Raw genomic sequence first — 13,308 nt, 5'->3', positions numbered from 1 at the left:
GTGTATCCGGGGTATCCGCATACGGCGACTAAACACCAATTGATTCCTGATAGCAATATTGATCCTCTATGCAGATCATTATTTAGGTATCTTCAAATACTGTAGCAAGTGTTATTAAAGGGATATCCCGGTAAGGAGACCCCTACCCCAGGGGCAAGCCCATCTCCAGGGCTTTGGCCACCAGGCCGGTTACATTTTTTACATCCAGCTTCTGGAACAGATGATAACGGTGACTTTCCACCGTTCTTAAGCTTAAATAGAGCTTATCAGCGATCTCCTTGCTCGAGGCATGCTCTTTTACGATAAGCCTTAATATTTCCTTCTCTCTCCTGGTGAGCGAAGGAATATGGCCTTTCAGTTTTTTCAGCTGCAGGGATTCATTGATGATCTGCTCTTTAAGACCAGGCTCGATGTATTGTTCATCACGATATACGCAGCGGATCGCATCCACCAGTGTATTGTGGTCCGTATTTTTAAGCAGGTAGCCTTTTACGCCGGCCTGCATCATCTTCGTCACATATTGGGTGGTATCAAAGTTGGTTAACGCCAGCACCTTTATCCGGGGCCATGCTTCCGATAGCCATTCCGCAATGCTGATGCCATCTTCATCCGGCATCCTTATATCCAGCAGCAATACATCCGGCGCTGCAGCCGCCAGGCCTTCCATCAGCTCGGCTTTGCTGCGGAACATACCGCTAAGGTGCACCGCTGTGTTACCGGCCAGCATCTGCTGTATACCGTTCAATACTATATACTGATCATCTAATATGGCAACCCTGATCATAATGCTGGTATTATTGTCAGCAATCAATTTCGATATAAACCTGTGTCCCTTCTGCCGCAGTGCTTTCAACACTCATCAGCCCGTTAAGCATACTCACTTTCTCTCTGATGCTGCGCAGGCCCATGCCGCCCGCATCCTCCTTTCCCGGTATCCCACGGCCATTGTCTTCCACCGCTATCATCAAAAGCCCATCGCTGTAATTGATCTGCACCAGGGCTTTTGCGGCCATAGCATGCTTCACGATATTACTGACCAGCTCCTGTACGATACGGTAAACCAGCAAGGCCATATCTTTTTCTATCTTACCGAAGTCCCCGTTCATCTGGCATTCTATCTGCAGCAGCCGGCTCTGCTCCATCCTTTTGCAAAAATTGCGGACAGCAGCTTCAAGCCCTTCCTGTACCAGTATTTCAGGCATCAGGTTGTGCGCAGTAGCCCTTATCTCTTTGGCAGCTTCATCCAATAACACCATTCCTTTATTGTAGATATCCCTGTTCTCAAAATGAGCAAGCTTCAAGATGCTGAAGTTCATTTTTACCGCCGAGATGATGCTTCCGATCCCATCGTGAAGATTACCAGCGATGCGTCCCCTTTCTTTTTCTTCTCCCTCAAGCATAGCTTTCATTACAGCGATCTGCTTATCCTTCTCCAGCGTATGTACATGCTGCTGCTGTATTTTTTGCTTCTGCCCGTAGCTGCGGAACATGACAACGAGGATAATGCTTACCAGGAGCGCGATGACCGATATCAGCAATATCCAAAGGTTCCGGTTCTTGAGCAGGCGTTCCTGCTGCGTACGCAGGAACCGGCTCTCTGCCAGCTTTTTATCCTTTTCGACGATGCGGTACCTGGTCTCCAGCTGCCTGATCTCGCTGGCCTTTTCATTTTGCCTTATGCTGTCTTCCATTTTCTTATACTCAAAATGAAACCGGTAAGCCCTTTCATAGTTTCCCGTTGCGGCGTACAAGTCGGACAGGTAATGGGCGGCTTCAGACAGGCCATCGCCTATCCCGCTTTTTTGAGACAGGGCCAAAGCATCCTCCAGGTATCGGCCGGCAAGCTTATATTTCTTCAGGCTCAGATATACCCTGCCCAGGCCCACCAGGTTGGGTACCTGGTAATAAGGGTTGGACCGTGACGACAATAGCTTGCTGCTCTTCTGCAGGTAATACAGGGCCGTTTGCATATTGTTTTGTGCGATGTACAGCTGTCCCAGGTTGGTATAGCTGATCTGCTTTATTTCCAGCGCGGAGATACCCAACAGATTGCTTTCAATGGTAACCGTATCGAGCAGGAGCAATACCTGATCAAACCGGTCTTTGCTTTTCACCCACAGCTGCATTTCTTTATAGATACGGCCCTGGTTGATCAATATACCGGGCAGCATTTTTACAAGACCATGCTGCGTCGCGATCGCTTCTGCTTTATCCAAATAATGCAATGCGCTTTCATTTTCAGAAATACGGTTGAGGGCTACGGAAAGATTATTGTATATCCTGATGAGGAGCATGGAATGTACAGCAGGACTATCGATCAGCCTGGATGCCGCCAGGGAAAGGTATTGCACGGCATGGTCAAAATTGCCTTTAAAAATATAGGTGGAGCCGATATAATTGTTGATCAGGGAAACGATTCTCGTTTCATCATTCAGGCCTTTGCACAACGGTAACAAATTGCGGAAGAGCACGATGGCCGAATCGTATTGCCCATCCTGGATCAACTCCTTACCCGACTCGATACCGCCTTTCAGGCGGCTTTCGGCATTGTTCCCGATCACCGGCAATTCTTTGGGCTGCGCCAGCCCGGCTACAGGCATCACCAGGAGGATAAAGCACAGCAGCTTTAATATACGCGTATTGATCATGGAAATAAATCTACCACAAGTTAGGAAAATAAGGCTTGAAAGGCTCGCCCCAATGGAAATTCAGTAGAAACACTGAATTTCAAAATCAGTGTAAGCCGTCTAGGTATGAATTATTGAATACAGCAATTTTGTGATGAAGCATAATCCATGATCTTTAAAAGCATGCGGATACAAAAATGGTGGCTGGTCCTGATGGTGGCCGTCTGCGCCTGCAAGGCGCACCAGGAAAAACACCCGGCACCCGGGCGGGAAAGCGGGAAAGAGAAGGCAGCGCCATCGCATCGCTACAACAATACGGGTATGTTCTTAATGGATAACGGGATGATATTAATGTTTGGCGCCGACAGGCCCCGTAAATATAAGGATAGTACCTGGCGCCATTTGGCCCCTATCATAAACCAAACAGAACGTGGCGGCAATGAAAATGTCCACCATAAAGTTCCTTAAGAGATGAAACCAATTTACTGTTTAGCGACGGCCCTTTTGATCAGCCATATCCTTTGCGCCGGGCCGGGACCCGGAGGAATGGCTTTCCGGGAGAATGCCGGGCAGATCACCGATCAGTTCAGCCACCCGAGGAAGGATATACAATTCCAGCTCAGCGCCAATGGGCTCTCGGTGTTTATCGGCAAGGGGAAGATCCATTATCAATGGAACCAGCTCCTGCCAGCAAAAGCGCAGGGGCCGGATGCAACGACCAGTAAAACAGACAGGCCTGAACCACCTTCCTACAGCAGCTTTAACACCTATCGCGTGGATATGACGTTATTGGGGTGTAACCCCGATGCGCTTGCCCTTAAAGAAGACCCGTTTCCCGACGCCACGGTTTATTATGCTTATGGCCTGGACGGGGCCAGGGCTGCCTCCTGCCGTAAGATCACCTACAGGAATATTTACCCCCATATCGACTGGGTATTGTATATCCATGGCGAAGCGCTGAAGTATGATTTTATCCTTCATCCCGGAGCCAGGGTAGAAGATATAAAGATGCGCTATGAAGGCGCAGGCGACCTCGCGATCGAGGGTGGCATGCTGATCGCCACCACACCTGTGGGCAGCATCAAAGAAGAAAAACCTTACAGCTACAGCAAAGACAAAGGCGATACCGTCGCCTCCCGTTTCGTGCTGAATAAGGGTATCGTTGGCTTTGCTGTTGGCGATTATGAAGGTACTTTGGTCATAGACCCCGCGTTGCGTCTGCAATGGGCTACCTATTACGGTGGAAACGGCATGGAGTCGGGTCAATATTCCGGGAATAGCTTTCAGGGCTATTATTCCTACAGCAATAGCGTGATTACCGATTACAAGGGCAATGTCTATATCTCCGGTACTACATCGAGTATTGATAATATCGCTACACAAGGCACGCACCAGGTCGCCTTATCCAATGGCAACTGCGCTTACCTGGCTAAGTTTAATGCATCGGGGCAACGCTTGTGGGGAACTTATTTCGGCGGGTACAACGGCAGCCTGGACGAAGATGGCGCTTATATGGGCACGGTATCGGGCCGGGGGCATTCTATCGCCTGCGATACGCTGGGCAATATCTACATGGCCGGCAATACGTTTAACGACAGCGGCATTGCCACACCCGGCGCTTATCAGGTGACACGAAGCGGCATCTACGGCTGGCCCGACTTGTACCTGGCCAAGTTCCGGAACGACGGCACACGGGAATGGTCCACCTTCCTGGGCAATCCGCGCGTGGAAGAAGGCGGCTCAGTAGCTGTAACGCAGGACGGCAGCAAAATATACCTTGCCGGGGCATCACAGTCTTTTCTGCCTCCTACAGACGTCATTGCCACGCCGGGCGCTTTCCTGGTGCCACCCGGTCCGGGCTCAGCATTATACTCCGGCTTCCTCACCTGCTTTAATGCCCAGGGGCAAAAGCGATGGGGCACCTATATCGCTGATGTGGAAAATATCCTCAGCACAGTTTTTGATATTACCTTAGACAAGGAAGAATATATTTATATTACCGGCTATGCCATCGGCGATGGTATCAGCGCTACGGTCTCAGCGGCAACGACCGGAAGCTTCCAGTCGCAATACGGCGGCTGTACCTTCTCTTCCTGGGGGCCACCCTACTGTACACCCGATGCTTTCCTGCAGAAATGGGACAGCGCCGGCAACCGCCTTTGGGGCACGTATTATGGCGGCGACGCTCCGGATGGCGGCTTTGCCGTAGCCTGCGACGATAGCAACAATGTCTACATGGCGGGATATACCAGTCCTTTTACCAACAGCATTAACGGCACCTGGAGCGTGGCTTCGCCGGGAAGCTTTCTCCCTGCAATATCACCCGCCGCCGGCTCTTTCCTGGCTAAATTTTCGGGCCAGGGCCAGCGCAGATGGGGTACTTACTATTATGGGAACACGGGAAAAATGAGTGCAGGCCTGGCCTGTAATAACAATAAGATCTTTCTCCTGGTCAATTCGGACGCTGCCGGATTAGCAACACCTTGCGCTTATCAGACCGAGAATCCCGGCATTTTTACTACTGGCAGCAGCCTGTCCGCCTACCTGAGCATATTCGATACGGCGGGTAACCGTGAGTACGCTACGTATTACGGCGGACAGTTCGAAGACTGGGGCTGCTCCCTGGCAGCGGCGAATACGACAAAGGGTACTGCCGTTTACGTGGCAGGTACCACTTACAGCCCTACACGCATAGCAACTCCGGGAAGCTTTAAGAGTGTGCTGGGCGGGCAGCTAAGCATCCAGCGCGATGCTTTCCTGGCGAAGTTCATTATGCCGGTTACCGAACAGGTTGCTATCCCCTGCTTCAGCCAGGATAGCGTGCAGCTGGTGGCCGACGATACTTCGGGAACCGGCTATACATGGGCGCACGGGGCTTCCGGCTTCCGCACGCGGGTGAGCACTTCCGGAACCTATGTGGTCCGCTTCCAGCGTGCGGACGGCTGCCCTGATGCCGATACCTTCCATGTAAAGATCGCTCCCCTGCCGGTACTGACGGCCCTTGAAGGCTGCCCTGCTGCTGGTATGGCCGTTGCCTCCGTTGCGCCGGACAATAACAATGTATATACTTACAATTGGTACGACGATTCCGGGAGCCTGATCCGCTCGACGCACAGTGATAAGGGAGATACTGCTGCAGGGCTTGCCGCCGGTCACTATAAAGTACAGGTGCTTGCCGCGGATTGTGATACCACCCTACCTTTCACGATCAAAACGTTTCCTGAAGTTGTACTGGAAATTAGCAAAGACACTACGATCGCTGCAGGGCAAAAAGTACAATTGTGGGCTACCGGCGCCAACCTCTACCGGTGGCTGCCAGAAGACGGGCTGGACAACCCGGCTTCCGCACATCCCATCGCTCAGCCCCGGAACCCTGTTACATATACTGTTACCGGCTACAGCGAGCACGGCTGCAAAGCTTCTTCGGCAGTGCATATCGATATCCATGATGCCATTTTTATGCCCAATGCTTTTTCGCCGAACGGCGATGGGATCAATGATCTGTTTAAGATCGGTAACTGCGGCTATCACAAGCTGGCCGAGTTCCGCGTGTTTAACCGCTGGGGCCAGGAAGTCTTCTTCACTACAGATCCTGCACAGGGATGGAATGGCCAGTACAAGGGCCGGCCGGCCGATGTGGGTACCTATCACTACTATGCCCGGTTGCGTGGCACCGGCGGCGAAGAGAAAGTATTCAAAGGAGACCTGACGCTGATCCGCTGACAACAGGTGTTGTTCCTTCTACAGGCTCAGGAACCGGAAGGACCTATCGAAGCCATGGTTGCTGAGCTTGCCGAAGCACCCTCGTATAGCTGTCCTTTCGATGAGCCCGGAGCCGGGTAGATATTGATCATAAGAACCAATTCATTTTTAAATTATAAAAAGAGACGACGATGAAACAAAGTTTATTCACCATAGCAAAGAAGATGCTCGCGGGACTCGCGTTGTGTTGTTGTTCTGCTGCCGTACCGGCACAGGACCTGTCCTGGGCAAAACATCTGAGCAGCGAAGGATACGATGCTGCCGGCGCTACGGCTGTGGATGCCTCAGGGAATGTTTATATAGCCGGCCATTTCAGCTATATTACCGATTTCGATCCGGGGCCCGGTACGCAGTATTTAACCTCGTCCGGATGGGATGTGTTCCTGCTGAAGCTGAATGCGGCAGGCGGCTTTGAATGGGTAAAGCAATTTGAGGCCAGCAGCCCTGATGTGATGTCTGAACCCAATGATATAGCCGTCGATGCTTCGGGCAATATTTATATCAGCGGCACTTACGGTTCTTTCGGCGCGCCCGGTACGGTCGACTTTGATCCCGGGCCGGGCGCCTATACCCTGAATACAGGGGGAAATCCCTATACCACCGACGTTTTCGTGGTGAAGCTGAACGCCAACGGAGAATTTGTATGGGCAAAGCAGCTCGGCGGAGACAAAAACGATGGCAGCACCGGCATCGCATTGACCGGCACGGGCGATGTGCTGGTGACCGGGAACTTCAGGGGCACGGCAGATTTCAATCCCGGTGCAGCGGTAGACAATCTCACAGCCGGCAGCAGTCTGGGCGATGTATTTATCGCCAGGTTGGACAATGGCGGTAATTATATATGGGCCAAAAGGATCGGCGGTACCGATCAGACGACCTCGAAAGGGATACGGACAGATGCCGACGGGAACATCTTTACGCTGGGCGCCTTTGCCGGGACTACGGACTTTGATCCCGGCGCCGGCGTGGCGAACATGACCACGGCCCCCGGCCCTTTCAGCTGGCCGACAACGAATATATTTGTATCCAAGCTGGACGCGGCCGGCAATTATATATGGGCCAGGCAAATGGGCGTTCCTGAAAATATATACAGCGGCAGCCCGATGCCCTTCGCCCTGGCGGCTGACGTATCGGGCAATACCTATATTACAGGTAGATTTTCCGATACGGTCGATTTTGATCCGGGTGCAGGAACCCTAAACCTCGTTTCTACCTTAACCGGCGTGGGCGATGCAGACATATTCGTATGCAAGCTGGACAGCAGCGGCCATTTAGCCTGGGCAAAAGGTATGGGCGGCATTACTGCTGATGTTGGTTATGGGATTACTGCCGATCCCGCCGGCAATGTGTATACCATAGGTACCTATGGCGCATTGGCCGATTTCAACCCTTCGGATACCGCTACCTATATGCTGACACCGGCATCTTCAAGCGCCCTGTTTGTATCAAAGCTCGATTCGGCAGGTCGCTTTGTATGGGCGGCCAGTGTTAGCGGCGAGGGCAACAGCATCGGGATCAATGGCGAAGATATCGCGCTGAGCCCGCTGGATAACAGCATCCATATTGTCAGCGAATTTTCCGACACCGTCGACTTTGATCCGGGGCCCGGCATCTTCAACCTTGCTGCGGCAAGCAACAATGTCTTTGTCTTAAAGCTGGGCAATTGCAGCCCGCTCTCCACAGCGCTCACAATATCTGCCTGTGATAGTTTCCGGTTCAACGGAACGACATACACGCAAAGCGGAACCTATACCCAAACCTTTACCAACGCCGCCGGCTGCGACAGCAATGTCGTCCTTACCTTACAGCTGAATGTGCTGGACCGTTCAGTAAGCCAGGCCGGGAATGTGCTTAGCGCTGCCCAGGCGGGCGCCACCTACCAATGGATCAACTGCGATCAGCAGCAGCCGGTAGCCGGGGCAACACAGCAAAGCTATACCGCGACACAGAACGGCAGCTACGCCGTCATCCTTACAAAAGGCGATTGCCGGGATACCTCCGCCTGCCTCCAGGTGACCGGTATGTCCATCGAAGAGGCGGCCGGAGCTGGTGGCATAACGCTGGCACCCAACCCGGCAAAGAATAAAGTGACACTGTTCTCTGCAGTTCCGCTTCAAAAGGCCACTTGCCGCATCCTGAATATGCCGGGACAGCAAGTATTGCAATGGGACAAGCTCCAGGGAACGCAACATACGATGGACATTGGTACCCTGTTGCCCGGTGTTTATATCGTAGAGCTTCGTACAGGAGAAAAGGTGTTCAGGACACGGCTGGTGAAACAATAAACCAGGTGCATCAACTCTTATAAAAGGGCCGTCTCAGCAGCATGAGGCGGCCCTTGTTTTCTATCGCTAAATCCGGCATCAGCAGCATTCCTCCATAAACGGCGCTGATACCCTTATCAAAGATAACCTTACGGCCCAATAGCAATTGCCCCTAACTTTACCGCCCAAAAAATGCGCCGTCATTATATCTTCCTGGTTTTGCTGCTTCTTTGCGCCGGTTTAACGGTGCAGGCTCAGTCCGATTGGAAGTTCGTTACGGAAAAAGAAGGAATAAGGGTCTATTCGAAGTCTGTACCGGGGTCTAAAATAAAAGCGCTGAAAGTAGAATGCGTCCTGTATACAACCGCCTCCGCCCTGGTTACCCTGCTGCTCGATGTGCCCGCTGCGGTAGATTGGGTTTCCCATACCAAGAGCTGTACCCTCCTGCGGCAAGTCTCTCCTGCCGAACTGTATTATTATTCGGAAGTCAGCCTGCCCTGGCCGCTTGAGAACAGGGACTTTGTTGCTCATGTGAAAGTATCGCAGGACAAGATCAGCAAAGAAGTATCTGTGAATGCGCCGGCCATACCCGGCTGGGTCGGCAATAAAAAAGGAATTGTCAGGGTAAATCATTCCTTGGGCCTCTGGACCATTATGCCGCTGGATAAAAGCAGGGTAAAAGTATCGTACAGCCTGCAGGTCGATCCGGGCGGCATCATTCCTGCCTGGGCAGTCAATGCCCTCTCCTCCCAGGGACCGATCGACAGCTTTATCAAAATGAAGCAGAAGCTCCAATTACCGGTCTATAAAAATGCCGTGCTTGATTTTATACAGAATTAAACGGTGTATTGGGAGTAATGATCCGGAGCAAAGCTTATAGCTCTTCCAATTGGATAACCCCGTGCTGCAAGGCAAATTTTATCACTCCTGCAAGGTTCTTGGCCCCGATGCGGCGCGTGATATTGCTCCTATACTGCTCTACCGTCCGTTCGGAAAGGTGTAAATGCTTGCTGATCTCCTTTGTTGTTCTCTGCTTGCAAAGCAGCCGGACCAGCTCCAGCTCTTTACCGGAGAATTTTGTATTCGCAATCAGGTGGCTGTTCATGTAATCGTCGGAAGAGCCGGAAAACCGGTTCACGATATGTATCCGCGCTTCCTTACAAAAGTAGTCCCGGCCTTCCATGAGCAGGTGTATCGCACGGATAAATTCATCGTCGTCATCTTTCTTGATCACATAGCCGTTGATCCCCGACTGTAGCATTTTTATAATCGCATCGGGAGAATAGGAAAAAGAATAGGCCAGCATCCTGGCGGCAGGCAGCTTACATTTCAGCTCGCGCACCAGCAGATCGCCCGTAATATCAGGTAACAGAAAATCGACGATCACCAGCTGCGGGAAATGCTGCAGCGCTTTGCTCATACCGCTTGCGCCGTCATGGGCCATATGAAATTTTTCAAACAAGGGTCCAAGGAGCATCTTGATGCCATTGGCCACCATTTTATGATCGTCTATTACTAATACAGAGCTATACATGTTACTTTATTGTTCATAAGGTGAAAGTTCATTTCAAAATCCGGTTCTGCATACTAAGCACCGGGCAGATAGCTTATCTCAGCAAACAGGAAATATGAATCCGGTAGCCATTGGGATAATCATTGTCTATTTCCCATTCCCCGTTCAGCTGTGCGATACGCTCTTCCATGTTCCGCATACCTATTCCCGCGCCTGCATGCCTTTCCCAGCCTTTGCCATTATCACTGTAAGTGATCGCCAGCTTGTTGCCGTTATTGGCAAAGGTCAGGTTGATCTTATCAAAGGATGCATGCTTGATCGTATTCGTTATGCATTCATTCAGCACCGACATTAGCTGAGAGAACTGGTAATGGCTGATAAAGCGTTTTTTATCGATGCCCGATCGAATACTAATGGCAAACTCATTTCCCGTGTTCAGCTTTTTCAGTGTTTGCTCTGTTTTGGCTACCAGGTCATACAGGATGTACTGTTTATCCGACTTCAGGTCATGCGACAGGCTTCGGATCAGCGCCATCGTATGACCTATATGGCTATCCAGCTCGGCAGTGACCAGCTCCCCGTTCCCGTTCTCAGACCGCGAAGCTTTTATTAATGCCTTGGCATACAGTAATGCCGGATTGGTCTCATCATGGATGTTGCGCGCCATATTCAGCTTAAATTCCATGAGCCTATTTTTTTGCCTCCTGCGTATATACCGTATGATAAACCACCCGGCGATCAGTAACAAAGCAATAAGGGCGCTGGCTGCGAAGAGCCGTTTTTCTGCTTCCTTGTTCCGGGCTGCTGCATCCGCCAATAATATTTGCTGTTCCTCGGACTGGGCCCTGGCGTACATCATGTCGTCGATATCCCTTACCAGCAGGGTGCGGGAAGTATCCAGGGCGTTCATGGCCTTCTCATAGGTGTCGGCGCTTTCCTTATATTTTCCTTCCGTATACAGCAGCCGGGCTTTGTATTTTCTTGATACGAACACACTGTAAAGGTTCGGATCGTCTTTCACCATCTCCTCGTACCGGCCCAGGTAAAAGGAAGCGCTGTCGATATCGGCATAATGAATATAATAGGCTGTTTTTAGATCCGCTATAGTGCGGTAGAGATAAGGCTTCATATACTCCAGCGTGTTCTTGTCGGACAGCATGGCGTCCAGGCACTGGAAGGCTTCCCGCATCAGCGGAGCGTTATTTTCGGCAACAGCTCTCCGATAGAAGGAGAGTATCTGCGCAACGGCAATTCTTGCCATTACATTAAGGTCATCTTTGTATTTCGCCTTGGCCAATGCCGCTATTGCCTCCAGGATACGCTCTGCCTCCTTCCCCGAAAGCGTATCATTCAATTCATAAAGCGCCCTTGCCGACTGCTCCAGCAAAGTTATCGCCTGTACGAGGTCGTATTTATCCAGCTTTTCCTTATCGGCTATCACCGGGATGCCGCGCAAATAGCCTTTTTCTTTTTCATAAAGGGCTTTTATCTTTTCGTTGGAGCGCTGTCCTTCGTAATAGATGGCAATAATCGATAGCGCGGTAAGTGATCGGCGGTGCTTGCTTTCCTGCTCCAGCTTATCAAACTTCTCGGCATAGTAAAGCATTTCACCATCCCTGCCCGACATCTGCGCCTGGTTGCTCAGTATCCCGTAGTAATCATGCTTACGCGCTTCATTTTTCTTATCCCTCCATATTACCTGACGGTAAGGGTCCAACATATCCAGCAGCTCCTTATGGGTAAAAAAAACCTGCTCCGATAAACAATTGCGCATGATGACCGGAATCGTATCCAGGTAAGCTTTTTCAGGCAATTTCCCTTTCTGAAAGGCATTGGACAAGCTGTGTAAAATCTGGACTGCTGAATCTTTTGTGTTCCTGCTATAGGCTGTATGACAGAACGATCCCAGGAAAAGGATCAGTAGAAAACCCCACTGGTGCTTCATTTTGGACTTGCGGTTATTGGCTTGAGATAGTATTACCTATATCTGTATAATATAAAATGTAGGTTATTGTACAAATGTAGCAACAACTTTCATCTGTGCACACAGGTATAGTACTTATTGTATTGCCCTATTGAACATTTTCTATGAAGAGCACCATCTTCAGCTAAGAACCACAAAGACAGGGCCCTTTTGCATCATGCGAAGAAGAGCTGCCAAAGCGCGAAGCCGGGATGCGGTTACGGATGCCTACAGCCGGCATCGTGCCAGATCAGTTATAATCCTTCTCCTGATTGTAATTATTTAACTGAGGCCTTCAACTACTACTATACTTTTTTGCCAGGTCTGATGACCGTATAAATTTGGAATAAAAATATCGTACCCTTACGGAGTATACTAAAGTTTACCTGGATTAAATATAGAAAGATGCCGATCTTTTTGATTACATGCAAGATGAACATTATGCGTTTGGGCATAGCTTCTGCTATCCGCGCTCTTTTTTCTGACGCCGTTTTGCTACATGCCGGTTCCCGCCGGGAATGCCTGCGCCTGCTCACACACGAAAAGGTTAGCCTGATGATCTCTGACGGTACCGTGGATAGCGGCCCCAACCTGGGTATGCTCCGGGATGTACGTGCCTTGCAGCCCAATATTAAGACAATCATGTTGCTGGACGACCTGAAGACCGATGATCTCAGGTGGATGTGCCTGGCCGGAGCCATCGACGTATGTCTCAGGAAAGATGCTGCTATTAAAGAGATACATGAGGCTATTCTGCAGGTGCTTTCAGCCACAGAAGCCTGATCTCCGTATACAGGCTTTTATTCTTTAGTAACGGGACTGATCAGCAAACCACAATATCCCGGCAAGCATATATTACCAGAAAAGGGCTTCCAGCCTCTGAATAGCTGATTCAACTTCCTGAACTCAAACACTCAGGTTATGCTATGACCCCGGAAATACATATAAACCGGTTTTATCTTTGACCCGTTCGGCTGTGGCTGTTGATATTTTCCATCAGCAGCACCGGATGAAGCGCAACAGGCTTTCCCCTTTTTCCATCAAAAAACCCTCTCTATAATGAACGCAAAATTTACTTTAAAGGCGGTATTGCTTACTGCTGCTGCTGTGCTCCTGGGCGCAGGCATAGCCCTGGCGCAGGATTGCACCGCCAATGCCGGTGGTAATGCTGTTGTATGC

The 13,308-nt window shown here is 50.6% G+C and carries 9 protein-coding genes; 5 read left to right on the top strand and 4 right to left on the bottom strand.

Annotation, left to right across the window (positions count from 1 at the left end; genetic code table 11):
- Nucleotides 1-142: 142 nt before the first annotated feature.
- Both DZC79_RS18695 and DZC79_RS18690 read right to left on the bottom strand, forming a co-directional pair.
- Nucleotides 143-784 (bottom strand): response regulator, encoded by a 642-nt coding sequence (locus tag DZC79_RS18695; protein WP_157977266.1) that lies wholly within the window; start codon nt 782-784, stop codon nt 143-145.
- A gap of 16 nt (nt 785-800) precedes the next feature.
- On the bottom strand, nt 801-2,648 hold the full coding sequence (locus DZC79_RS18690) for a tetratricopeptide repeat-containing sensor histidine kinase (RefSeq protein WP_118953142.1): 1,848 nt from the start codon (nt 2,646-2,648) through the stop codon (nt 801-803).
- Between the two features lie 147 nt (nt 2,649-2,795).
- On the opposite strand from DZC79_RS18690, the gene DZC79_RS18685 reads away from it, so the two are divergent.
- From DZC79_RS18685 to DZC79_RS18670, 4 genes are all read left to right on the top strand, one after another.
- The gene (locus tag DZC79_RS18685) at nt 2,796-3,095 is read left to right on the top strand and encodes a hypothetical protein (RefSeq protein WP_118953141.1); all 300 of its coding nucleotides are present in this window, start codon (nt 2,796-2,798) and stop codon (nt 3,093-3,095) included.
- Nucleotides 3,096-3,098: 3 nt separating this feature from the next.
- Complete coding sequence (locus DZC79_RS18680; RefSeq protein ID WP_118953140.1) at nt 3,099-6,350, top strand: DUF7948 domain-containing protein; 3,252 nt, start codon at nt 3,099-3,101, stop codon at nt 6,348-6,350.
- Nucleotides 6,351-6,520: 170 nt separating this feature from the next.
- Nucleotides 6,521-8,674, top strand: coding sequence for an SBBP repeat-containing protein (locus DZC79_RS18675; protein ID WP_118953139.1), 2,154 nt, complete (start codon nt 6,521-6,523; stop codon nt 8,672-8,674).
- Nucleotides 8,675-8,845: 171 nt separating this feature from the next.
- Nucleotides 8,846-9,493 carry an START domain-containing protein gene (locus DZC79_RS18670; protein WP_118953138.1) on the top strand — a complete coding sequence of 216 codons (648 nt, stop codon included), beginning with the start codon at nt 8,846-8,848 and terminating at the stop codon, nt 9,491-9,493.
- Nucleotides 9,494-9,527: 34 nt separating this feature from the next.
- Here DZC79_RS18670 and DZC79_RS18665 read toward each other — a convergent pair whose 3' ends face one another.
- Together DZC79_RS18665 and DZC79_RS18660 are read right to left on the bottom strand one after the other, a co-directional pair.
- On the bottom strand, nt 9,528-10,187 hold the full coding sequence (locus tag DZC79_RS18665; RefSeq protein WP_118953137.1) for a response regulator: 660 nt from the start codon (nt 10,185-10,187) through the stop codon (nt 9,528-9,530).
- A gap of 73 nt (nt 10,188-10,260) precedes the next feature.
- The gene (locus DZC79_RS18660) at nt 10,261-11,940 is read right to left on the bottom strand and encodes a sensor histidine kinase (RefSeq protein ID WP_157977264.1); all 1,680 of its coding nucleotides are present in this window, start codon (nt 11,938-11,940) and stop codon (nt 10,261-10,263) included.
- 621 nt (nt 11,941-12,561) lie between these two features.
- Between DZC79_RS18660 and DZC79_RS18655 the strand changes: the two genes are divergently transcribed.
- Entirely contained in the window at nt 12,562-12,912 is a 351-nt protein-coding gene (locus DZC79_RS18655; RefSeq protein ID WP_198666949.1) for a response regulator transcription factor, read from the top strand.
- Nucleotides 12,913-13,308 lie beyond the last annotated feature (396 nt).

Source organism: Taibaiella helva, from assembly GCF_003545695.1.
In the GTDB taxonomy this organism is placed as follows: domain Bacteria; phylum Bacteroidota; class Bacteroidia; order Chitinophagales; family Chitinophagaceae; genus Taibaiella; species Taibaiella helva.
Note: the sequence above shows the minus strand (reverse complement) of the source record. Positions and strands in the feature narration are given on the sequence as shown.